The sequence below is a fragment of the Granulicatella sp. HMSC31F03 genome (genome assembly GCF_001807725.1).
Classification (GTDB): domain Bacteria; phylum Bacillota; class Bacilli; order Lactobacillales; family Aerococcaceae; genus Granulicatella; species Granulicatella adiacens.
Map to the genome: position 1 here is coordinate 69,398 of NZ_KV790849.1, position 22,287 is coordinate 91,684.

At 39.9% G+C, this 22,287-nt stretch carries 20 protein-coding genes and 1 pseudogene; 17 read left to right on the forward strand and 4 right to left on the reverse strand.

The annotated features are described in order from the left end of the window. Positions 1 to 197 precede the first annotated feature (197 nt). Genes rsmD through HMPREF3106_RS02970 form a run of 7 tightly spaced genes read left to right on the forward strand, consistent with a single transcriptional unit; the run spans position 198 to position 6,752 of the window. Positions 198 to 773 (forward strand): 16S rRNA (guanine(966)-N(2))-methyltransferase RsmD, encoded by a 576-nt coding sequence (rsmD, locus tag HMPREF3106_RS02940; protein WP_049554354.1) that lies wholly within the window; start codon positions 198 to 200, stop codon positions 771 to 773. Position 774: 1 nt separating this feature from the next. Further along, on the forward strand, positions 775 to 1,308 hold the full coding sequence (coaD, locus tag HMPREF3106_RS02945; RefSeq protein ID WP_049554355.1) for a pantetheine-phosphate adenylyltransferase: 534 nt from the start codon (positions 775 to 777) through the stop codon (positions 1,306 to 1,308). Further along, complete coding sequence (locus HMPREF3106_RS02950; RefSeq protein WP_160313177.1) at positions 1,295 to 2,338, forward strand: SepM family pheromone-processing serine protease; 1,044 nt, start codon at positions 1,295 to 1,297, stop codon at positions 2,336 to 2,338. Before coaD ends, HMPREF3106_RS02950 begins: the two co-directional genes overlap by 14 nt. Before the next feature lie 59 nt (positions 2,339 to 2,397). After that, positions 2,398 to 3,042 (forward strand): helix-hairpin-helix domain-containing protein, encoded by a 645-nt coding sequence (locus HMPREF3106_RS02955; RefSeq protein WP_083281583.1) that lies wholly within the window; start codon positions 2,398 to 2,400, stop codon positions 3,040 to 3,042. Beyond that, positions 3,039 to 5,366 carry a DNA internalization-related competence protein ComEC/Rec2 gene (locus HMPREF3106_RS02960; RefSeq protein ID WP_070444339.1) on the forward strand — a complete coding sequence of 776 codons (2,328 nt, stop codon included), beginning with the start codon at positions 3,039 to 3,041 and terminating at the stop codon, positions 5,364 to 5,366. Before HMPREF3106_RS02955 ends, HMPREF3106_RS02960 begins: the two co-directional genes overlap by 4 nt. Before the next feature lie 47 nt (positions 5,367 to 5,413). Then, the gene (gene holA / locus HMPREF3106_RS02965) at positions 5,414 to 6,433 is read left to right on the forward strand and encodes a DNA polymerase III subunit delta (protein ID WP_070444341.1); all 1,020 of its coding nucleotides are present in this window, start codon (positions 5,414 to 5,416) and stop codon (positions 6,431 to 6,433) included. Between the two features lie 40 nt (positions 6,434 to 6,473). After that, positions 6,474 to 6,752 (forward strand): hypothetical protein, encoded by a 279-nt coding sequence (locus HMPREF3106_RS02970; RefSeq protein WP_070444343.1) that lies wholly within the window; start codon positions 6,474 to 6,476, stop codon positions 6,750 to 6,752. A gap of 447 nt (positions 6,753 to 7,199) precedes the next feature. On the opposite strand, the gene rpsT is transcribed toward HMPREF3106_RS02970, so the two are convergent. Then, entirely contained in the window at positions 7,200 to 7,454 is a 255-nt protein-coding gene (rpsT, locus tag HMPREF3106_RS02975) for a 30S ribosomal protein S20 (protein WP_049554361.1), read from the reverse strand. Between the two features lie 181 nt (positions 7,455 to 7,635). On the opposite strand from rpsT, the gene uvrB reads away from it, so the two are divergent. The 5 genes from uvrB (at position 7,636) to HMPREF3106_RS03000 (ending at position 15,295) form a co-directional block, all read left to right on the forward strand. Next, positions 7,636 to 9,618 (forward strand): excinuclease ABC subunit UvrB, encoded by a 1,983-nt coding sequence (gene uvrB / locus HMPREF3106_RS02980; RefSeq protein WP_070444345.1) that lies wholly within the window; start codon positions 7,636 to 7,638, stop codon positions 9,616 to 9,618. A gap of 12 nt (positions 9,619 to 9,630) precedes the next feature. Beyond that, a complete protein-coding gene (locus tag HMPREF3106_RS02985) occupies positions 9,631 to 10,275 on the forward strand; it encodes an MmcQ/YjbR family DNA-binding protein (protein WP_070444347.1) in 645 nt (214 codons plus the stop codon). A 37-nt stretch (positions 10,276 to 10,312) separates the two neighbouring features. Continuing rightward, positions 10,313 to 11,305: an aspartate-semialdehyde dehydrogenase gene (locus HMPREF3106_RS02990; RefSeq protein ID WP_070444349.1), complete on the forward strand. Its 993-nt coding sequence runs from the start codon at positions 10,313 to 10,315 to the stop codon at positions 11,303 to 11,305. 517 nt (positions 11,306 to 11,822) lie between these two features. Beyond that, on the forward strand, positions 11,823 to 13,553 hold the full coding sequence (locus HMPREF3106_RS02995) for an ABC transporter ATP-binding protein (protein WP_083281584.1): 1,731 nt from the start codon (positions 11,823 to 11,825) through the stop codon (positions 13,551 to 13,553). Next, entirely contained in the window at positions 13,550 to 15,295 is a 1,746-nt protein-coding gene (locus HMPREF3106_RS03000) for an ABC transporter ATP-binding protein (RefSeq protein WP_070444351.1), read from the forward strand. The genes HMPREF3106_RS02995 and HMPREF3106_RS03000 overlap by 4 nt, the downstream gene beginning before the upstream one ends. Positions 15,296 to 15,386: 91 nt before the next feature. Here HMPREF3106_RS03000 and HMPREF3106_RS03005 read toward each other — a convergent pair whose 3' ends face one another. Then, a complete protein-coding gene (locus HMPREF3106_RS03005; protein ID WP_070444353.1) occupies positions 15,387 to 17,333 on the reverse strand; it encodes an ABC transporter ATP-binding protein in 1,947 nt (648 codons plus the stop codon). A gap of 257 nt (positions 17,334 to 17,590) precedes the next feature. On the opposite strand from HMPREF3106_RS03005, the gene HMPREF3106_RS03010 reads away from it, so the two are divergent. Beyond that, positions 17,591 to 18,220 (forward strand): redox-sensing transcriptional repressor Rex, encoded by a 630-nt coding sequence (locus tag HMPREF3106_RS03010; RefSeq protein ID WP_039849269.1) that lies wholly within the window; start codon positions 17,591 to 17,593, stop codon positions 18,218 to 18,220. 95 nt (positions 18,221 to 18,315) lie between these two features. Here the strand turns inward: HMPREF3106_RS03010 and HMPREF3106_RS03015 are convergent. After that, a pseudogene (locus tag HMPREF3106_RS03015) lies at positions 18,316 to 18,493 on the reverse strand (tyrosine-type recombinase/integrase); the annotation flags it as partial. Between the two features lie 183 nt (positions 18,494 to 18,676). Here HMPREF3106_RS03015 and HMPREF3106_RS03020 point away from each other — a divergent pair. Then, positions 18,677 to 19,045, forward strand: a complete 369-nt coding sequence (locus tag HMPREF3106_RS03020) for an EXLDI protein (protein WP_005607275.1) — start codon at positions 18,677 to 18,679, stop codon at positions 19,043 to 19,045. A gap of 292 nt (positions 19,046 to 19,337) precedes the next feature. Continuing rightward, a complete protein-coding gene (locus tag HMPREF3106_RS03025) occupies positions 19,338 to 19,727 on the forward strand; it encodes a DUF1310 family protein (RefSeq protein ID WP_005607274.1) in 390 nt (129 codons plus the stop codon). 73 nt (positions 19,728 to 19,800) lie between these two features. Here HMPREF3106_RS03025 and HMPREF3106_RS03030 read toward each other — a convergent pair whose 3' ends face one another. Then, positions 19,801 to 20,064: a hypothetical protein gene (locus tag HMPREF3106_RS03030; protein WP_039849205.1), complete on the reverse strand. Its 264-nt coding sequence runs from the start codon at positions 20,062 to 20,064 to the stop codon at positions 19,801 to 19,803. Positions 20,065 to 20,215: 151 nt separating this feature from the next. Here HMPREF3106_RS03030 and groES point away from each other — a divergent pair, with 151 nt between their 5' ends. Further along, the gene (gene groES, locus HMPREF3106_RS03035) at positions 20,216 to 20,485 is read left to right on the forward strand and encodes a co-chaperone GroES (RefSeq protein ID WP_005607270.1); all 270 of its coding nucleotides are present in this window, start codon (positions 20,216 to 20,218) and stop codon (positions 20,483 to 20,485) included. A gap of 14 nt (positions 20,486 to 20,499) precedes the next feature. Beyond that, positions 20,500 to 22,119 (forward strand): chaperonin GroEL, encoded by a 1,620-nt coding sequence (gene groL / locus HMPREF3106_RS03040; RefSeq protein WP_049554368.1) that lies wholly within the window; start codon positions 20,500 to 20,502, stop codon positions 22,117 to 22,119. Positions 22,120 to 22,287 lie beyond the last annotated feature (168 nt).

Sequence of the window (22,287 nt, forward strand, 5' to 3'; positions counted from 1 at the left end):
GCTTGAGACCATGGCTCAAGCCGTTGCCCCATTACCGCTATTATAAAAAATCCGCAAGGATTCGATTCATCGTCATTCCCCCATCACTCAAGAAGCACCAAAAGAAATCCTTCAAGCAGTTGATGCACTTATTTTATAAAAAACTCACGAAAGAGCGCTGGAATATGGTATTATAGTGAAATAAGGAGGAATGCACTGTGCGAATTATTTCAGGAGAATTTGGCGGAAGACGCTTAAAGGCAGTACCGGGCCAAAATACTCGTCCGACGACTGACAAGATAAAAGAATCGCTCTTCAATATTTTAGGCGGTTATTTTGACGGAGGAGTCATGCTCGATATGTACAGTGGAAGTGGAGCCGTTGCCATTGAGGCCGTTTCTCGTGGGATGGACCGTGCGTTTCTATTCGAGAATAATCGCCTTGCACAAAAGACGATTGAGCAAAATATCGAGATTACAAAATCGCCCGAGCAATTTCATTTAAAACGACAAAACGTGAAACAAGGACTCAAAACCATTGCAAGTGACCCAGCGTTTGAACCGTTCGAGTTGGTGTTTATGGACCCACCGTATCGCTTGCAAGAAATTGTAAAAGACATTGAGCAGTTGCAAGAACTCAACCTTCTTTCCTCAGACTGTGTGATTGTCTGCGAGGTGGACAAGGAAGTGCAACTTCCAGAGCGAATTTTAGAATTTGAGCAATATAAGCGCGTGGAGTACGGGATTACAGCCTTAGTGTTCTTTGACCGTGCGACTAGCGAAGAGGAGGCTTAGTATGAGAAAAGCGGTAGTAGCAGGAAGCTTCGATCCGATTACGAATGGGCATTTAGATATTATCGAGCGAAGCAGTGAGCTCTTCGATGAAGTCATTGTGGTTTTATCTCATAATGTTCAGAAAAATTATTTATTTTCATTAGACGAGCGAAAATTACTGGTTGAAAAAGTGATTGCGCATGTATCCAATGCTAGAGTGGTAGCCGTAAGCGGAGGATTAACCGTAGAGGCTGCAGCCAAGTTAGGAGCAAGCGTTCTTGTGCGCGGGGTTCGAAATGCAACTGACTTCGAATATGAAGCGACTCTTGCATCCCATAACCGTGTTCAAAACGGGGAAGTTGAAACGGTTCTTTTGCTCAGTAAGGAAGAGTATCGCTTTGTAAGCTCTTCGATGATGAAGGAATTGGCACGTTTTGGTGGGGATGTCAGTCCTTTTGTCCCTGAAGTTGTGAAAAGCGCCTTAGAAGAAAAGTATAAGGATACGCCAGAACGAAAAATTAGAATGGATGAGGAGATTACAAATGTCGAAGACTAAGAAATTTTTTTATATTATTTTAACAGTTATTCTGTTAGCGATTATTTCATTCATTCCCATTCCTTACGTCATTGAATCTCCCGGAACGGCTGAAGATGTATCTCAGTTTCTAACGGTCAATGGGACAAAAGATGAAGATGAAGGGACACTGCGAGTGCTGACGGTCTATGTAGAGCAAGCAACCGTCCTAACTTCTTTAAAACAATTTTTCAAACATCATGAGATTTTACCTGAAGAAAAAGTATTTGGAAACTATACTCCAGAAGAATATAATCAATTACAAGAGTTCAGTATGCGAAATGCTCGTTCAAAAGCAGTTCGTGTCGCCTTTGAAGCAGCTGGAAAGTCAGTAGAAAGTAAAGTCAACGGTATTTTTGTCACTCGAGTGGATCAAAATTCTAATTTCCGTGATAAATTAAAAGTCGGAGATATCATTGAAACAATTGATGGAAAGAGACTTGAAAATACGGATGAGAGTCTTGAAGAACTACAAGATTATCTTTCTTCATTGAAACCAGGTCATTATTTATCGCTGATGGTCAAACGCGATGGAAAATCCCAACTCATTCGGGAACAATTAAAAATGAACAGTCGTACTGGTAGAATTCGTTTAGGATTTGATGGAGAGATTGATGAAGACGTAACTTCGGATCCGTCGATTGAATTTGATCCGCATGGTGTTAGTGGTCCTTCAGGTGGTTTAATGTTTACGCTTGAAATCTATAATCAAATTACAAACAGCCATTTGAAAAAAGGACATAATATTGCGGGAACTGGAACGATTGAATTAGACGGAAAAGTTGGAAGAATTGGCGGGATTGATAAGAAATTAGTAGCTGCGATTGAAGCTGGAGCTACTGTTTTCCTAGCACCAGATGATGAAATTACGGATGAGATGCGTGAGCGCTATCCAGACATTAAGACAAATTACGAAGAAGTAAAAGAAGCAGCTGAAAAGTTAGGGACAGATATTAAAATCTATCCTGTAAAAACTTTACAAGAAGCGATTGAGATTCTAAAAAATCTATAACAGGAGAGTCGTTTTTCTCATATCTTTAATTGGAGTAATCTTTTTAAGGAGTGAGAAAAATGGCTTTTTTTGATGCATGGAAAGATAAATGGGAAGAACTGAATTGGAAAGTAAAAGGGAGTGTTTTATTTGTTTGCCTCATTATCGGGATGGGGCTTTTTTGGATGAGTCGCCAAGGGGAAGAGGTGGAAGAAGCTGCCACATCCCTAGCAGAGACAACCATTCTTCCTCAAGAGGTAGAAGATAAAACAACGGTTTCGACCGTCATTTATGTTGATGTAAAAGGAGAAGTTCACCACCCAGGAGTCTATCAAATGAAAGCAGAAAATAGAGTGAAAGACCTCATTGAGGCTGCAGGAGGGTTCACTCCATTAGCGGATGATCATAAATTGAATTTATCGCAACTCTTAGAGGATCAAATGGTGATTGTAGTCCCCAAAAAGGGAGAAGAAGTGAATTCGGAGCTCGCTCAAGCGCCCACGTCTCAAAAAAAGGAAGTTGGAAAAGAAGGCAAAGTCAATATTAATACAGCAACCGTTGAAGAATTGAAGACATTAAAAGGGATTGGGGAGAAAAAGGCAGAAGCCATTATAGAATATCGAAAGAAAAATGGATCCTTTAAAAACAAGGAAGAGCTGATGAAAGTGAGAGGGATTGGAAAGAAATTATATGAATCCTTTCAGGAAAGAGTGATTGTCCAATGATTTACTTTGTTCTTGCAAGCGTGATTGGGACGGCGATGGTCGTTTTTTCAGTCGGGAAAGTGGGCTTTGTTCTTCCTTTATTGCTAATCGTAGTGGGTCTTATCCGTGAACAATCAATACGAAAAAAAGCAATGGGTCTAATGCTCGTTGGAATTTTTTCTATTCGCTCATTCTATTATGTCCAGGCTATTACACAAACTCCTTTTCACCCTTCACAACCTCTTCATGGGCAAATGATATTAAATCCCCATCACCTCAAAGTGAATGGGGATTTGTTAACAGGAACTGCTCTTTTAGAAGCAGAAGGAAAGAGTGAAAGAGTATTTTTCCGTTATACGTTTACTTCAGAAGAGGAGCAAAAGGTGCTTCTAGAACTGGATCATGTGGTAAAGGTATCTGTTGAAGGAAGTATCGAGGAAATCGAACCTGCTCGAAATAAAGGGAATTTCGATGCGAAAAATCACTATTTGAGTTTGGGGATTCTTCATTCTTTCAAAATTGAGAGCCTATCAAGTAGAAAAGTCGCTGTCAAAGGAATCCATGCATCTATTGAAAATCTTCGCTTCTGGTTGCTACATCAAGTGCGCATGCAGAAGGAAAATCAGATCAAACAATATACATTAGCATTGCTTCTTGCGGAAAAATCAGGATTTGATGAAGAAGTTTGGGAACTGTACAAACAATTAGGAATCCTGCATGTATTAGCGATTTCGGGGCTTCATATTTCGTTAATGGTTTCGGTTCTGCAAAAGTTTTGTTGGAAGTGCGGGATTACCCGTGAGAAAACGGATGGTGTATTAATGTGCTTTGTTCTGTTCTATGGTTTTGTTATCGGATGGGGCATTAGTGGGACACGCGCGATTGGAATGGTGATTCTCTCTACTTTTTTGAAACGATGGACACCTCTTCGTCGTCACTATCAACTGTGGAGCCTTTTAGGGATGGTTATTGGTTCAATCCTCCTTTGGCCAGGAATTCTTTGGAATGTCGCGTTTCAATTAAGCTATGTTCTTAGCGCAGTAATTCTTCTATTATCCAAATGGCAAAAGAGTGTGCTTCCTAAAGCCAACGCTTCATTGTGGATTCCAATTGGAGTGAGTGTTATAGCTTTGCCACTCGTCTGTCAATATTTCTTTTATTGGAATGTTCTCAGTATCGTGCTTACTGCATTATTTTCCCTATTGTTTGAAGGGGTTCTATTCCCCTTATTAACGATTTATTTGATTGCGGTATTATCGGGGTGGGGGGATTTTGTGGCTATTAGTTGCTTTCTAGGAGAAGCGCTTCTTTCGGGGCTCACTCAAGTATTAACCTTTTGTCAGAAGTTCACTTTTACAAAGTTTACATTTGGGATTTGGGAATCATGGGAGTGGATCGGTTATTTTTTGCTGATTCTTTTCGCTCTTGTGCTATATGAACGAAGGAAGATGACGGTAAAAAAAGGACTCTTTTGTTTGGGGGCTCTTATTTTACTTCTGATAGAAGTTCCCTATCATTGGGGAAATGAATTAATAATGATAGATGTCGGACAAGGAGACTCGATTTTAGTAATGGCTCCAGGATGGAATCAAGCGACATTAATCGATACGGGTGGATTGAGCGATTTTGCCTCCAAAGAAGAATGGAAAAGGCGCAAGAGAAAACCTCAAGGAGACACAACCGTCATTCCTGCTCTTCAAGCAGAAGGACTTTCAGAATTGTCGCAAGTAATGCTTTCCCATGGAGACGAAGATCATGTCGGGAATCTTCAAGCAATTGCAAAACAGATTAAAATCAAAGAAATAGTGATTGGAAAAGGGATGGAGAAGATTCCATTGATGCAACAACTGAAAAGGGACTATCCGTCCATACGGTGGAAGTTGGTTTCTTCTGGAAATGAGTGGAAATGGAACCAAATGAAGTGGCAAATTCTGTGGCCTAAATACGTTTCCAAAGGAGAAAATGATGATTCAATTGTAGCTCTTCTAACGATTCAAAAGCATACCGTGTTACTCACTGGCGATGCTTCTGAAAAAGTAGAAGACAATATTCTAAAAGATACTCCCAATTTGAATTTTTCTATTTTAAAAGTGGGGCATCATGGAAGCCGAACGTCTACAAGCGAAGCATTGCTACAAAAAGCTTCCCCTTCTATTGCCTTACTTTCTTGCGGGAAGAATAATCGTTATCGCCATCCTTCAATCGAGACGGTAGGGAGGCTGAATGGCATACACGCTCATATTTTCCGCACGGATCAAGATGGACAAATTCGTCTTGATTTTAGAAAAGAACAGATCGAAATTTCTACGAAACTCTCGAAAAAACGTCAAAAATTGAAAGAATAGACAAAGCCCACGTTTCAAGATAAACTTAAAGGACAGGAGGCGGAAAGATGGAATTTGAGAAACAACTCGATCGCATTAAAAACGGGCAAGTGAATCTGGTTTATTTAGTTCAAGGAAAAGAACCTTATTTACAAGAACTTGCGCGGAAAGTGTTTTTAGAGACCATTGTGGCTCCTGAAGATCAAGACTTGAATGTGGGACGATTCAATATGGAGGAAGTCTCTATTCAAACAGCTATTCAAGATGCAGAGTCGGTTCCTTTTTTTGGAGAGAGAAGATTAGTACTGGTTGATAATCCAAGCTTTTTTACAGGGGAAAAAGAGAAAAAATCAATGGATCATCAATTAGAAAGGTTGCAAGCCTATTTAGAAAACCCAATGGAAAGTTCAGTAATGGTATTCTTTGCTCCGTATGATAAGTTGGATCAACGAAAGAAAATCGTGAAACAGTTAAAGAAAGTGGCGGTTTTATTAGATGCTAGTGAACTAACAGAGAGAGATGTTAAACAATATATTCAAGATTCTCTGCGTAACCACCAGTACTCAATCCAAGAAGAAGCGCTGGAGACCTTACTCGTTAAAACGCAATATTCACTAACGAATAGTATGAAAGAATTGGATAAACTGACGATTGCTTCCATTGATACAAAAATGATTCCACTGGAATTAGTCGAGAGTTTAGTCGCCAAAACATTGGAACAGAATATTTTTGAACTCGGGGAATCAATTTTGAAAAAAGAAGGAGTCAAGGCGCTCCAAATCTATCACGATATGTTACTACAAAAAGAAGACCCATTGAAGATGAATGCGATTCTTTTAGGACAGTTTCGATTATTGCTTCAAGTGTCCTACTTGAAAAGAGAAGGGTATCAAGAACCAGAAATTCAAAAGACACTGGGCGTACATCCGTACCGTGTGAAGATTGCCCTGCAACAATCTAGAAGATTTGGGTTACCGCTTTTAGAAAAGGCCTTTATGCAATTGGTCGACACAGAATATGCTTTAAAGACGAGTGTAGGCATTAAAGAGATGCAACTGGAATGGTTTATCTTACAGTTTTGCGCGTAGAAAACAATAAAATTCAAATATATAATATGGAGGAATATGTATGAGCCCAATGATTATCATTATCGCTGCAGTTGTAGTGTTAGTATTACTAAGTTATGTAAAGGTAAAAACAAACAATGTTTCTAATAGAGAAAGTTCCTATTCGAATACTAATCGTTCATCTAACGAAGAAGTAGAGTATATCCCAGAAGAACTCGAAGAACACTTACGTACATTAAAACGCGACGGTCGCCTTATTCAAGCAATCAAAGACTTACGTGACGAAACAGGAATGGGCTTAGCCGAAGCCAAACAATTTATCGATGACTTATCTGTCTAATAAAAGCAGAGTGCCAGGGGAGGAATCCAAACCTCTTTCCCCGGCACTCTCTTTTTTTCTTTCCCTTAACCTTTGAATTGCCCGGGCTCTCTTTTCTTTCCCGAAGCAGTCCTATTGTTCGGACTTCTTTTTCATCTCTAATAATATACGCCTCACGGATACCGTATTAGAGTAGAACACAAACGAAGAACTCCCTGGATTCATCGGAATCATCGTCATGAACTAGAAAGCAATGTGAATTACTGAGGCTTAGTGAATTTCACTTAGCCTCAGTTTGAAGCTTGCTAACCTTGAGACTTCGGCTCAAGGTGGTGCCATGATGATGATACCGATGAAAAATCCAGAGGAGTTCGAAGGGGATGTTCCAAGCTCTTCATTCGTTACCCGTGAGGCGTTCCTATTTTTGAGCATAAAAAAAGAGCCCGAGATCAATTCTCAGGCTAATTATTATTTGCTTAATTTTGCAGTAAGACGTGATTTGTCACGAGAAGCTTTGTTTTTGTGGATTAATCCTTTAGAAGCAGCTCCGTCGATTGCTTTGTGAGCAGCACGTAATAATTCTTCAGCATTTTCAGCACCTTCAGCTACTGCAGCTTCGAATTTTTTGATAGCAGTACGCATAGCAGAAGTTTGTGAGTTGTTTGCTAGTGTTGACTTTTTGTTAGTACGAACACGTTTGATTTGTGATGCGATATTTGGCAATGGGTTCACCCCTCTTTCATTTTACATGTATAATCACTGATCAGTTGTTTCCAACACGGACTATTATACAAAAGTCCAGTATGAAATGCAAGCAAGGTATAGGGTTGGGAGGGTGCAAGCTGGCGGTAAATATTGTTTATTGATGGTATAATGGAAAAGAATCGAAAAAAGAGGTGAAGGTATGAATGAATTTAAACTAGTGGCTCCGTATACGCCACAAGGAGATCAACCTCAGGCCATCCAGGAATTAGTGGAGGGGCTTAATAAGGGAGTTAAAGAACAGACGCTTCTTGGTGCGACAGGTACTGGGAAGACATTTACAATTGCTAATGTGATAAAAGAAGTGAATAAACCGACATTAGTGCTAGCCCATAATAAAACATTAGCAGGGCAATTATATGGAGAGTTAAAAGAGTTCTTTCCAGAGAATGCGGTCGAATATTTTGTTTCTTATTATGATTACTACCAACCAGAAGCTTATGTGCCTTCTAGTGATACTTATATTGAAAAAGAATCCAGTGTCAATGATGAAATCGATAAGTTGCGTCACTCTGCTACAAGCGCGCTTTTAGAAAGAAGAGATGTCATTGTAGTTGCTTCCGTATCTTCCATGTACGGCTTAGTAAATCCAGAAGACTACCGCGACCATGTATTGTCTCTTCGTGAAGGAATGGAAATAGAAAGAGACGAGTTGCTTCGTCGTTTAGTTGAAATGCAGTTTGAGCGCAATGACTATGATTTCAGAAGGGGAACATTCCGAGTTCGAGGAGATGTCGTCGAAATCTTCCTCGCTGGACATGATGCGACGGCATTTCGAATCGAGTTTTTTGGAGATGAAATCGAAGCGATTAAAGAAGTAGATGTGTTAACGGGAGAAATTAAGGCAACGGTAGAGCATGTCCCAATCTTCCCAGCAACTCACTTTGTCGCGAATGAAGACCAAATTTCTAAGGCGGTTGCAACGATTAAAGAAGAACTCGCCCTCCGCTTAAAAGAATTAAGGGACAATAATGAATTGCTTGAAGCGCAGCGATTAGAGCAAAGAACCAATTACGATATTGAAATGCTCCTTGAGATGGGATATTGTAATGGGATTGAAAACTATTCTCGACATATGGATGGGAGAAAGCCAGGGCAACCGCCATATACATTGCTTGATTTCTTCCCAGAAGATGCACTATTTGTAGTGGATGAGTCTCATATTACGATGTCTCAAATTCGTGGAATGTATAATGGGGACCGCGCGCGTAAGGAGCAGTTAATTAAGTACGGATTTAGATTGCCAAGTGCGTTAGATAATCGTCCATTACGCTTTGAAGAGTTCGAAGAGAAAGTTCCGCAAATTATTTATATTTCGGCGACTCCAGGGCCATATGAATTAGCACATACGCCAAAAGTTACCGAGCAAATCATTCGTCCGACAGGCTTGCTCGATCCGCCTGTGGAAGTTCGTCCAATTAAAGGGCAAATTGATGACTTAATTAGTGAAATTAATTTACGTGTTGAACGAAATGAACGTGTCTTTATTACGACGCTTACGAAGAAAATGTCTGAAGATTTAACCGATTACCTAGAAGAAGTAGGCATTAAAGTGAAGTATCTTCATAGTGATATTAAGACATTGGAACGTACTGAAATCATCCGAAACTTGCGATTAGGAGAATTCGATGTATTGGTCGGAATCAACTTGCTTCGTGAGGGCTTAGACGTACCAGAAGTCTCTCTAGTGGCGATTTTAGATGCAGACAAAGAAGGCTTCCTACGTAGTGAGCGAGCTTTAGTGCAAACGATTGGACGTGCCGCACGAAACGCAAATGGACGAGTGATTATGTATGCCGATAAGATTACGGACTCTATGCAAAGGGCGATTGATGAAACAAACCGTCGTCGTAGTGTCCAAGAGGCTTATAATAAGGAACACGGCATCGTTCCGAAGACCATCGTGAAGAATATTCGTGATTTAATCGCGATTACACATGAAGTGGAAAAAGAAGATGCTCCAAGCACCGCAAAAGACTTCAAGAAAATGTCGCAAGAACAAAGACGCGAAGCCATCGAGTTGCTGGAATTGGATATGCGTGCAGCTGCCAAAGCACTGGATTTCGAAAAAGCGGCTGATCTGCGTGATGTGATTTTAGAGTTAAGAGCTGAGTATAAATTATAAGAGGGTTATTCAATGAAATGGAATTTAAAAGAAGACCTGACAGAACATGAAGGAGAAACAATTCTTAGTCATATAGAAGGTTTCTCCTTCTATATTGTCAGTGCCACAAAAGAAAAGGGATTAGAAATCATTGCTTTAGATGAGTTTAATGAACGGTACACTTTGTTTGATGTAGAAACAACAGGAAGTAGTATTGCCCAAGCTCTTCGAGAAGAAGCCGGTGAAATTGCTACCAAGTGGATTCATCCTCTTCAGGGAGAACTGAGCGCCACGAGGGAAAAATGGACGAATTGGATTCATAGTAATATTGTTCCTTTTAGTTCGCAACCGTTCAAAAGATCATCCGCTACGTTGTTTAGAGTGGAAGAGGAAGGAAAATGCTATGCCTTGATGACGGAAATCCCGTTCCATAAATTAGGGGTTGCAAGTGAAGAACGAGTGTTAATCTTGAATGTGAAAATTGATCCTGACACGAAGGAAAAGCTATTAATGAATGAAGGTTTCTTTGAAGTGTATCATATGAATAAAAAGCATTGGATTTCAATTGCGCTGAATGTATGCACAGATGAAGCACTCATTAAAGAGTGTATCTATTACAGCTACAAATGTGTTGCAAAGAAAGACAATTCTTTACTTTCTAAAAGAGGTTCGTTATAATTTTCAACATAGCGTTTTAGCAAAAGGAGATTTTTTTATGGTAAATATTGCAATTGTAGGAGCGACAGGGGTCGTTGGAACAAAAATGATTGAACGTTTAGAGGAAAGTAACTTACAAGTAGACCACTTATATCTACTTGCCTCAGCACGTTCAGCAGGGAAAGTACTACAGTTTAGAGGAAAAGAGTATGTAGTCGAAGAATTAACGGAAGACTCCTTCAAGCGTGATATTGACTACGCCATCTTCTCAGCAGGCGGCGGCACTTCATTGAAATTTGCGCCCATCGCAGAACGTGACGGAGTGATTGTCATCGATAACTCAAGCGCATGGAGAATGGATCCAGAGATTGATTTAGTCGTACCGGAATGTAACGCACCAACATTAGAGCGCAAAATTATCGCAAATCCAAACTGCTCAACGATTCAATCGGTAGTGCCATTACGTCCATTGCATGATGCTTTTGGATTAAAACGTGTGGCTTATACAACTTACCAAGCTGTTTCAGGTTCTGGACAAGCAGGGATTAATGATTTAAGAAATGGGGAAAAAGGGGAAGCTCCAACAAATTACCCACACCCAATTTACAATAATGTATTGCCACATATCGATGTATTTTTAGAAAATGGCTATACAAAAGAAGAAATGAAAATGATTCAAGAAACGCGCAAGATTCTTGGCTTATCAGATGATGTAGCTGTGACAGCCACTTGTGTGCGTGTACCTGTATATAACTCACACTCTGTAGAAATCAATGTAACTTTCGAAAAAGATACAACACCGGAAGAAATTCGTGCATTATTAGCAAAAGCACCAGGCGTAATCGTATTAGATAAACCTGAGGAAAATGTGTATCCAACACCATTACAAGCAACTGGACATGACGAAGTGTATGTGGGACGTATTCGCCGTGACATTTCTCAACCAAACAGCTTCCACATCTGGTGTGTAGGCGACAATATCCGTAAAGGTGCTGCAAGCAATGCTATCCAAATTGCGGAGTACATTGAAGCGCACAATTTACGTAAATAATGAAATAGAAGACTGGGCACTTGGGTGACAGTATAGTGAATAATGTTGATTACTCCAAATCCTTACGGATATCTTCATAATAGCTATAACGTTGCACTGGTTCGAGCCTAGGTCTCTCACCTTTAAAGCCTCAAAGGGAGCGTACGGAATAAAATTCCTACGCTCCCTTTTGCGCATTTAATGCCATTCCACGTTATGGCTATTATAGAATCCGTAAGATTTTTCGTAATCAACTTTCTAATAAGCAAAAGTTGCCCAGTCTTCTAATGATTATTTACTCCACTACACTCAACGGTTAGGTTAAAAAAGGTTTTGTTGAGGATGGAAAAATGAGATGTATCGTTTATGATACGTATTAAAAATGATGCATTTTTAGAAATTTAAAAGTGAATGTCACATTTTTGTTACGTAACATAATTGTTACATCTTTTATAATCAAAAACAGGAAGCGAGGGGTTCTGCTTTTGCACGGCATAAATTGTGATACAATGAAAGTACTATTGATGTAAAAGGAAGTATGATTGTGAATCGATTAAAACCTTATTTAAAGCCATATTTGAAAGAAACAATATTGGCACCTTTATTCAAATTATTCGAAGCAATTTTGGAGTTATTAGTACCGCTTATAATGGCAGTCATCATTGACAAAGGAATTGGAAACCAAGATACCTCCTTAATCCTTGGTCAAGGGGCTATTTTAATCGTCCTTGGGATTTTAGGGGTCGTCGTGTCCATTACGGCCCAATATTATGCAGCTAAAGCGGCAACTGGATTTACAGCGGAAGTGAGACAGGCGCTTTTTTCAAAAATTCAATACTTCAGTTTTTCGCAACTCGATGCGCTGGGAAATGACACTTTACTGACGCGTTTGACGAGCGATATGAATCTTGTACAAAATGGGTTAAACATTGCGCTGCGTTTGTTGCTTCGTTCGCCGTTTATCGTCGGTGGGGCGATTGTAATGGCCTTTGTTGTGAATGTGGAAATGGCATGGACGTTTGCCATCACAGTTCCAATCTTAGCAGTCGTCGTATTCGGAATTATTTACTGGACAATTCCAATGTATCGCCGGGTTCAAGGGCAACTAGATCGTATTATGCGTCTCGTTCACGAGAATTTACTAGGTGTTCGTGTGATTCGGGCATTTAACCGCGAAGAAAAAGAAATTCAGTCGTTTAGAGAAGATACCGAAGCGTTGAATCAGGCGCAACAAAAGGTGAGTGCTCTATCAGGAGCTATGAATCCTATTACGTTTGTGATTGTGAATCTAGCGCTTATCGTCATTTTATATAGTGGGGCGATAAAAGTGGATACAGGAACGTTGTCAAAAGGAGACGTCATCGCCTTAACAAACTATATGTCACAAATTCTAGTAGAGCTTGTAAAATTAGCCAATCTTATCGTGTTAATGACGAAATCCGTTGCGAGTGCGGATCGTATTGACAATATTCTATCAATGGAACCGGATATGGTCGAAGGCACCCAAGATGTCAATCCAGATAGCGATGTAGCAGTGGCGTTTAAAGACGTGACGCTGACATATCAAGGGGACCAAAATGCAGCACTTAACCATATCTCCTTTACCGCGTTAAAAGGACAAACCATCGGCGTTATCGGTGGGACTGGTAGTGGGAAATCGTCTCTTGTGAATATGATTCCTCGTTTCTATGATGCAACCCAAGGAAAAGTGGAAGTATTCGGCAATGACGTTCGTGACTACCGATTTGCATCGATTCGTGGCGCAGTCGGAATGGTCTTGCAAAAGGCGCAACTCTTCCGTGGAACGATTGCCGACAATGTCCGTTTTGGATATGCATCTGCTTCAAGTGAAGTCGTAGAACAGGCACTCGGTGTCGCTCAAGCCAGCGAATTTGTTGAAACGAAAGAAGGCGGACTGGATTATGGCATTGAACAAAATGGACGCAACTTATCAGGTGGGCAAAAGCAACGGATGACGATTGCCCGTGCGATTGCGAAACAAGCACCAATTTTAATTTTAGATGATAGTGCTTCGGCATTAGACTTTGCGACCGATGCAAAATTACGTGAGGCCATCAAGAACCAAACGCCACGTCCAACAACCTTTATCGTGTCGCAACGGGCGGCTTCTGTGCAGTACGCAGACTTAATTCTTGTGCTTGATGAAGGGAATCTGGTCGGCAAGGGCACGCATGAAGAGCTATTAGCCAATAACGAAATTTATCAAGAAATTTACTATTCACAATTTCCAAAGGAGGATGAAGCATGAGACAGAAAACTCAATGGGAAACGATTCGTAAGGTCCTCTGCTACATCCGTCGCTACCGAATTTACTTTGTAGCGTCCATTCTTTTGGCAAGTGTGAATGTATTTGGGACCTTAATGATTCCAAAATTAGTTGGGAAAGCCGTGGACCAAATGCTCGGCACTGGCCAAGTCTTCTATGAAGGACTATTTGCCATCCTATGGCAGATTGCACTCTTTACATCCATGGCAGCGATTGCGCAGTGGTTTATGAACCTCAGCAATAACAAGATGACGTACTCGGTTGTGCGAGACCTTCGTAGAGACGCGCTTGAAAAAATCGAGACATTACCGCTCAGTTATTTAGATATTCATCCAGCTGGAGAAATCGAGAGCCGTATCATCGCGGATGCAGATCAATTTGCGGATGGATTACTAATGGGATTCACGCAGTTATTTACGGGTGTGATGACGATTCTAGGAACGTTATTCTTTATGCTTAGTGTGAATATGACATTGACGCTTGTAGTAGTGGTGATAACGCCAGTATCATTTGTAATGGCCAGCTTTGTCGCAAAAAAATCCTATCATTTCTTTAAACAACAATCGGAAATTCGTGGCGACCAAACCGCCTATATGAATGAGATGATTGAGGGGACACGAGTGGTCACGGCCTTCCAGCAACAAGAAAAAGTCATCGAGGACTTCTCGGTGATTAATAAAGACCTAACAGATGTATCGCTTAAAGCTATCTTCTTCTCGAGCATTACCAATCCAGCAACGCGCTTTGTTAATAGCATCGTCTATACCAGTGTGGGCGTGTTCGGAGCGTTCTTCGTGATTAGCGGTGGCGTGACGGTCGGTCAATTATCAGCCTTCCTCAGTTACGCCAACCAATATACGAAACCATTCAATGAAATCTCAGGGGTTATTACCGAACTTCAAAATGCGATTGCTTGTGCCAACCGCGTATTTGAACTATTGGAACAACCGTCCGAACGTCCAGAACGAGAAGGTGCGGTCTCTCCTGAAACCTTTGATGGAGCGGTGGAATTTAGCCATGTGGACTTCTCTTATGTGAAAGGCCAACCGCTGATTGAAGACTTCTCGCTGGATGTCAAACCAGGGCAACGCGTGGCGATTGTCGGTCCAACTGGAAGCGGAAAGACGACATTAATTAACTTATTGATGCGTTTCTATGAGATTAATAGTGGAAAATTAGCTATCGATGGCCATTCGATTGAAGACATCTCCCGTCATTCATTGCGAAATGGATTTGGAATGGTGCTTCAAGAAACATGGCTTCAAACAGGTACGGTGCGTGAAAATATCACGATGGGAAATCCGACGATTAGCGAAGAAGAGATGATTCGCATCGCTAAACTCTGCCATATTCATGGATTCGTGAGCCGTCTGCCGCAAGGGTATGATACGGTGATTTCAGATGACGGTGGGGATTTCTCACAAGGGCAAAAACAATTGCTCTGCATCGCGCGTGTCATGATGGGACAACCGAATATGCTGATTCTCGATGAAGCAACGTCTTCTATTGATACACGTACCGAATTGAAGATTCAAGAAGCTTTCCAACATTTGATGGAAGGGCGCACGAGCTTTATTGTGGCGCACCGCTTGTCGACGATTCGTACAGCCGATGTGATTCTCGTCTTAAAAGACGGACATGTCATTGAAAAAGGAAATCATGCCAGCTTGATGGAGCAACGTGGGTTTTACTACAATCTCTATCAAAGTCAGTGGCAACATTAAACTAAAAAGAAGCGTAGACTCTATAAAAAGGGTCTACGCTTCTTTGAATGGCTGAAAGTAGAAAATTATCATATATGATAATTTCAAACGATTATTGATTAAATTCTTCTAAAGCTAGTGAAGCTTCTTCCCACTCGGCGAGAAGCGTTTCTTGATGTTCAAGAAGGGCAGCTTCTTCAGTTGAGAGGGCAGCGGATTTATCTGGATCGGAATAGTTTTCTTCCAGCGTCATTGCCTCGTGGACTTGTTCTAGCGCCGTTTCGATATCATGCATTTCGGTTTCGAGTTGCTCGATACGTCGAGTGAGCGTTCGGATTTGACGTTGTTCTTCTTTAGAGGCATGGTAGCTAGCTTTAGCTTCTGTCATCGGCTCAGCTGTTGCTTCAGCACTCTTGGCTTCTTGCAGTGCGGCGAGTTCTTCTTTTTCTTGCTTTTTCTCAAGGTAGTAGTCGTAGTCGCCAAGGTAGAGTGTGCTTCCTGTTTCTTCGATTTCAAGAATGGTCGTTGCGACCTTATTGATAAAGAAACGGTCATGGGATACAAAACAAATCGTCCCATCGTAGTCGATGAGAGCATCCTCCAATACTTCTTTACTGTCGATATCCAAGTGGTTGGTTGGTTCGTCGAGCAGTAGGAAATTATCATGCTCCAGTGACAATTTGCAAAGGGCTAGTCGGGCTTTTTCACCCCCACTGAGTTGAGCGGTTGTTTTTTCAACATCACTTCCGGAGAATAGGAAACTTCCAAGAATCGAACGCACATCTTTTTCAGGCATTGTTGAATGACGAGACCAAAGCTCTTCTAGAACTGTTTGGTTGGTAGAAAGGCCAGCCAAGTTTTGGTCATAGTAACCAACTTGAACGCCAGCTCCTAAGTCAATCGATCCTTTGATTAAAGGAAGTTCACCCGTAATCGACTTCAAAAGGGTTGATTTCCCAATTCCATTTGGCCCCACAATGGCAATGGCTTCACGCTTGCGAAGTTGGAAGGAAATCGGACCGCTTAATGCTTCGTGGTCGTAACCGATATAAGCATCGTTTACTTGTAATACTTGGTTTCCGGATTCGCGTTCCACGGTAAATTCAAAACGAGCAGAGCGCTGATCGCCTTTTGGTTTTTCTAAACGTTCCATTTTCTCGAGCTTCTTACGACGCGATTGCGCACGTTTTGTGGTTGAGGCGCGCACTAAGTTTTTTGCAATGAATTCTTCTAAGTCGTGAATCTCTTGTTGCTGCTTTTCGTAAGCTTTTTGCTTGAGTAAATAGCGTTGTTCACGTTCCTCTAAATAGTGCGAGTAGTTTCCCTTGTAATATTCACAGGCTTTATGGCTGATTTCGTAAACTTCATTACACACGCGGTCTAAGAAATATTGGTCGTGGGATACGATCACGAGAGCGCAATTTGAAGAGCGCAAATAATCCTCTAACCATGTTAAAGTTTCAATATCCAGGTGGTTCGTCGGTTCGTCTAAAATCAGTAAGTCGTGTTTCTCTAATAAAATCCGAGCTAAAGCTAACCTAGTACGTTGTCCTCCAGAGAGCGATTGAATCGGTTGGTCGTAGTCTTCTGGATAGAAACGGAATCCATGAAGGACGGTACGGATTTCGGATTCGTATCCATACGCGTTCTTTTGGTTCAAATCTTCTTGCAGTTGGTCATAGCGTTTTAAGGCAAGTTCGTAGGCTGCAGGGTCACTAAGAAGGTCGGGATTCCCGAGTTGTTCAGCCGCTTTTTGTGCTTGTTTCTTCAAAATTTCTACGTCTTCGTAGAGATGAATCATTTCTTCCCAAACGGTTTTCGTTGAATCGATGGCCGCATATTGGTCTAAGTAACCGATGGATAGGTTTTTTTTCTTTGAGACAGAGCCAAGAGAAGGTTCTTCGATACCAGCCAACATTTTTAACAGCGTTGATTTTCCAGTGCCATTACGTCCGACGATGGCAATCCGCGAATTTTCTTGAATATGAATCGTAATATTTTCAAATAGGACTTCATCTGCAAAAGTTCGAGCGAGTCCTTGTCCTTGTAGTAGTATCATGATAGGTCCTTTCAGTGAGTATTCATCTCATTCTATCATAAAAAAGAGGTGGACAATATTGAAAAGAATTCAAGATTGTTTTCACATTCACAAACAACAGGTTGTGAATAAAATCGTACAAGTATTGCTGTATATAAGCGGATTTTATAGGAGTAAGTGAGGAGCAAACAAAGTATTTGTGAAAATTCACATCGTTGTGATAGAATACGCATGGATGTAAAAGAAAAGGAGTCTTAGACATGAAAGATTATAAAGAAATGAAAGAAATCGAAGTGCCACGTGCAACTGCAAAACGTTTGGCAATTTATCATCGTTATTTACGTTTCTTGCATGATGCAGGAAAACGTCGTATTTCATCAACTGAATTAAGTGAAGCTGTAAAAGTAGATAGCGCAACGATTCGTCGTGATTTTTCTTATTTTGGAGCTTTAGGAAAACGTGGATATGGATATGATGTAGAATACTTATTGGAATTCTTCAGCCATACGTTAAACCAAGATCGCTTAACAAATGTAGCTTTAGTAGGTGTTGGTAAATTAGGACAAGCGTTACTAAACTACAATTTCCACCAAAGCAATAATGTTCGAATCAGTGCAGCATTTGATGTGAACCCTGATATCGTCGGAACGATTCAAACAGGAGTTCCTGTGTATAGCATGGATGAAATGATTGAACAATTAAAAGTTCAACAAATTCAAGTAGCGATTCTAACCGTTCCTCAAGATGTGGCGCAAGATACAGCAGATCGTATTGTAGAAGCAAATGTTCGAGGCATTTTAAACTTCACACCAATTCGATTAAACGCTCCAGAAAACGTTCGAGTTCAAAACGTGGACTTAACAAACGAACTTCAAACACTGATTTATTTCCTCGATAATCAAAAATAGAAGATAGTGCATGATAGAAAAGCCTTTATAACAAGGTTTCTATTATGCCTATTTTTTTTAATTGTCTAGTATGTTTAGGTATGTGTTTAGATATTTTAAAACCCCACATAATTCGCAAACAATTTAGCACTATTTTCTGTTAAGTGTGTATAGATATTCATAGTAGTTTGAATATCAGAATGTCCTAACCGTTCTTGAACATCTTTCATAGGTACGCCACTTTCAAAAAAGTAAGCTATAATGAGTGTGCCTAAAACCATGAATAGAAATGATTTCGAACCCATTTTTAATACAATTTAATTTGTACTAAATCTTGACAAAGGACCAATTGTCTTTTTGCTGTAAATATTATACACTTGTAGTATTAGAATAAAAAGAAAAAAATATATTGAATATTAAGTCTTAAAAAGTACCGGCTTTACCTAAAAATATTTAAATATAAGGAGTGAGTATAAGATGGACTATGAAGAAATTAAACTAAATGTTTCCAATGATAAAATCAGCGAATACAAAGTTTTTTATGGAATAAAGCTGTATTCTGATGTTTTTACATCTGAAGACAAAAAGACATTGACCTCTAAAAGGATTTATAGTACTAAAAAGAAAAATTATGTTTACTATGAAAGAACAGATGTGAATTGGAATTATTGGAGTGATAAGAGAAAATATGATTCTAATTTTGATACAAATGAAATGAAACGAAATATCGTATTTGAGGTATCACAGGACTTAAATTCGTTTTCAAAGTACCTTGATGAAAAGATTATTAAAAAGCTCATACTGAAAGAAAAAAATGGAGAGATCGTAGAAAGATTGGATATATAGTACTGTATTTACTTATATTAATTATATAAGCAACCTTTTCAGGTTGATCTATAAGAAACTTGGATAATTATACTGTTACACTTTGTCGAAACGAGCTTGAAGCACTTTATAATAAGACAAATGTTCTTCTGGCATCTTAGCAGGTAGAACCTCTCATTTTAATTTGTACTAAATCTTGACATAGGACCAGTGCCTTTTTGTATAAAAATAAGAGTATTCAAAAAATGCGAAAATTCATGATATACTATACAAAACAAGTAGAACCTTTAAATGCATAAGGGGGCTGAAGAAAATGAAAAAGAAATTCAGTAGTGGAATGCTTGGAATCGTTGCGGTAATCGCGTTAATCATCGGTGGATTTGTAACGTTGAATCTGGTAAAGAAGCATGAAATGGTCACTTTAGTTCAAAGTGCGCAAGTGAAGGAATCGATTGAAAATCAATTAAAAGACTTAGACAACAAAGCGTTGGAAGAAGGCGGAGCTATTGAGTCTTATGAAATTGATGTAGAGTCTATTCAGCATAACCCTATGGGAGGAATATACTTTAAAATATACTTAAACTCCAATAAGAAATTAAGCATGAGTTTTAGTCTGACTAAAAATCTAAATACAGGACAGTTCGAACATTCCTCAACGGGATACTCAAAGGAAGTCTCAGACTTGATAAAAAATAAGCAGTAAGAAATGAGAACTTTTCGTACAAAGTAAGAATTAAAAACATAAAAAGCACTAATCGTTTGCGTTGATGCAGTGATTAGTGCTTTTCTTTTGGTTCTTTATCGTCTAGTGAATCCTCGTCATCGGGAAGTTTCTCGATGAGGTTGGCGAGTTTTTTCAACTCGTTATAGGTGCGAAGCATGTTGATACTTGTTACGATGCTTGTCGTTGCGAATAGACAGCAGAATAATGTGATAAAGTCAAATCCATTTCCAGGATAATGCGTCGTTGCTAGAAAGATAAAGAGGACGGCTAATATGATTTCAAAATATAGTTTTCTAAAGAAACTTTTTCGTGTCATCACAATCATCCTTTCTTGTCAAAATCTTACATAATTCTTGAGAAATAAGCAAGTATTTATTCTTGATTTTTCCTGACCAAATGAGTATTATAAAACTATGAGTTAGCACTCATGGTTTTCGAGTGCTAAAAAAGAGTAAGGAGGATTTTATATGTTAAAGCCTTTAAAAGATAGAGTTGTTATTCAAATGGTAGAGCAAGAAGAAAAAACTGCTGGGGGATTATTCCTACCAACCACTGCTCAAGAAAAATTACAATTTGCAAAAGTAATCGCGACAAGTGAATTCACTGCTGCAGAAGACCGTCAAGTGGCGGTTGGCGATAAAGTCGTATTCGAGAAATATTCAGGCACAGAAGTTAAATTGGATGGTCAAGAATATATCATCGTGAAAGAAAAAGACATTATCGCAATTGTTGAATAAAGGAGGATATCACAATGGTGAAAGATATTAAATTTGCAGAAGATGCAAGAAGTGCCATGCTTCGCGGTGTGGACGTTTTAGCAAACACAGTAAAAGTAACATTAGGACCAAAAGGACGTAATGTTGTATTAGAAAAAGCATTCGGGTCTCCGCTGATTACAAATGATGGGGTCACGATTGCTAAAGAAATCGAATTAGAAGATCATTTCGAAAATATGGGTGCAAAACTTGTGGCTGAAGTCGCATCCAAAACAAACGATATTGCCGGTGACGGTACAACAACAGCGACAGTTTTAACACAAGCCATCGTTCGTGAAGGATTGAAAAACGTAACAGCTGGCGCAAACCCAGTAGGCATCCGTCGAGGGATTGAACTTGCGACAAAAGCAGCGGTTGAAGAATTACACCGCATTTCTCGTCCAGTCGAATCAAAAGAAGCCATCGCACAAGTGGCGGCAATTTCTTCTGGTTCAGCTGAAGTTGGTGAATTAATCGCTGAAGCTATGGAAAAAGTGGGGAACGACGGCGTTATTACAATCGAAGAATCTAAAGGGATTGAAACAGAATTAGATGTTGTAGAAGGAATGCAATTTGACCGTGGTTACTTATCACAATACATGGTAACTGATAACGACAAGATGATTGCAACTTTAGATAATCCATTTATCTTAATCACAGATAAAAAAGTGTCAAACATCCAAGAAATCATTCCATTATTAGAACAAATCGTTCAACAAGGACGTGCGTTATTAATCATCGCGGATGACGTAGATGGAGAAGCTTTACCAACATTAGTATTAAACAAATTACGCGGAACATTTAACGTGGTAGCTGTAAAAGCTCCAGGATTCGGTGACCGTCGTAAAGCGATGTTAGAAGATATCGCTGTGTTAACAGGAGCTCAAGTCATTACAGAAGACCTTGGCTTAGAATTAAAAGACGCAACATTAGCGCAATTAGGGACAGCTGGTAAAGTTGTGGTTTCTAAAGATAGCACTACAATCGTGGAAGGTGCAGGTTCTAAAGACTTAATCGCGAACCGTGTTGCTTTAATTCGCGCACAAGCACAAGATACAACAAGTGATTTCGACCGTGAAAAATTACATGAACGTCTTGCTAAATTATCAGGTGGGGTTGCCGTAATTAAAGTCGGTGCCGCTACTGAAACAGAATTAAAAGAGAAAAAACTTCGCATTGAAGATGCCTTAAACGCCACTCGCGCAGCGGTTGAAGAAGGAATCGTTTCAGGTGGGGGAACCGCTCTTGTGAACGTTCAAAAAGTAGTAGATGCTCTTGAATTAGAAGGCGACTTAGCGACAGGTGCGAAAATCGTATCTCGTTCATTAGAAGAACCATTACGTCAAATCGCAGAAAATGCTGGTCTTGAAGGTTCAGTCATTGTTGCTCGTTTGAAATCTGAAGAAAAAGGCATTGGATACAATGCTGCTACAGATGAATGGGTAAACATGATTGAAGCAGGTATTGTTGACCCAACGAAAGTAACACGTTCTGCACTACAAAATGCTGCATCTGTTTCAGCATTATTATTAACAACAGAAGCTGTGGTAGCTGACAAACCAGCTCCAGTAGCACCACCAATGCCAGGAATGGATCCAGGCATGGGTATGATGTAAACTAAGGACGAGGGGTGAAATTTTTTCACCCCTCTTTTTCTTTTTGGAATAAAACACCGAAAGGTGCTTACTAAAAAATGAACTTCGTTCAAAACTTCGAACCCTCGAGGATTTCTCTATAGTATATGCAATGAGGCACCGGCTTGAGCCGAAGTCTCAAGCTCTTTC

Coding starts and splice junctions, on each gene's coding strand:
- HMPREF3106_RS03000 (WP_070444351.1), top strand. CDS start 13,550: ATGAGACAGAAAACTCAATGGGAAACGATTCGTAAGGTCCTCTGCTAC.
- groES (WP_005607270.1), top strand. CDS start 20,216: ATGTTAAAGCCTTTAAAAGATAGAGTTGTTATTCAAATGGTAGAGCAA.
- HMPREF3106_RS02970 (WP_070444343.1), top strand. CDS start 6,474: ATGAGCCCAATGATTATCATTATCGCTGCAGTTGTAGTGTTAGTATTA.
- HMPREF3106_RS02960 (WP_070444339.1), top strand. CDS start 3,039: ATGATTTACTTTGTTCTTGCAAGCGTGATTGGGACGGCGATGGTCGTT.
- HMPREF3106_RS03030 (WP_039849205.1), bottom strand. CDS start 20,064: ATGACACGAAAAAGTTTCTTTAGAAAACTATATTTTGAAATCATATTA.
- HMPREF3106_RS03020 (WP_005607275.1), top strand. CDS start 18,677: ATGGACTATGAAGAAATTAAACTAAATGTTTCCAATGATAAAATCAGC.
- HMPREF3106_RS03010 (WP_039849269.1), top strand. CDS start 17,591: ATGAAAGAAATCGAAGTGCCACGTGCAACTGCAAAACGTTTGGCAATT.
- HMPREF3106_RS03025 (WP_005607274.1), top strand. CDS start 19,338: ATGAAAAAGAAATTCAGTAGTGGAATGCTTGGAATCGTTGCGGTAATC.
- HMPREF3106_RS02955 (WP_083281583.1), top strand. CDS start 2,398: ATGGCTTTTTTTGATGCATGGAAAGATAAATGGGAAGAACTGAATTGG.
- uvrB (WP_070444345.1), top strand. CDS start 7,636: ATGAATGAATTTAAACTAGTGGCTCCGTATACGCCACAAGGAGATCAA.
- HMPREF3106_RS03005 (WP_070444353.1), bottom strand. CDS start 17,333: ATGATACTACTACAAGGACAAGGACTCGCTCGAACTTTTGCAGATGAA.
- holA (WP_070444341.1), top strand. CDS start 5,414: ATGGAATTTGAGAAACAACTCGATCGCATTAAAAACGGGCAAGTGAAT.
- HMPREF3106_RS02950 (WP_160313177.1), top strand. CDS start 1,295: ATGTCGAAGACTAAGAAATTTTTTTATATTATTTTAACAGTTATTCTG.
- HMPREF3106_RS02985 (WP_070444347.1), top strand. CDS start 9,631: ATGAAATGGAATTTAAAAGAAGACCTGACAGAACATGAAGGAGAAACA.
- groL (WP_049554368.1), top strand. CDS start 20,500: ATGGTGAAAGATATTAAATTTGCAGAAGATGCAAGAAGTGCCATGCTT.
- HMPREF3106_RS02995 (WP_083281584.1), top strand. CDS start 11,823: ATGATTGTGAATCGATTAAAACCTTATTTAAAGCCATATTTGAAAGAA.
- HMPREF3106_RS02990 (WP_070444349.1), top strand. CDS start 10,313: ATGGTAAATATTGCAATTGTAGGAGCGACAGGGGTCGTTGGAACAAAA.
- coaD (WP_049554355.1), top strand. CDS start 775: ATGAGAAAAGCGGTAGTAGCAGGAAGCTTCGATCCGATTACGAATGGG.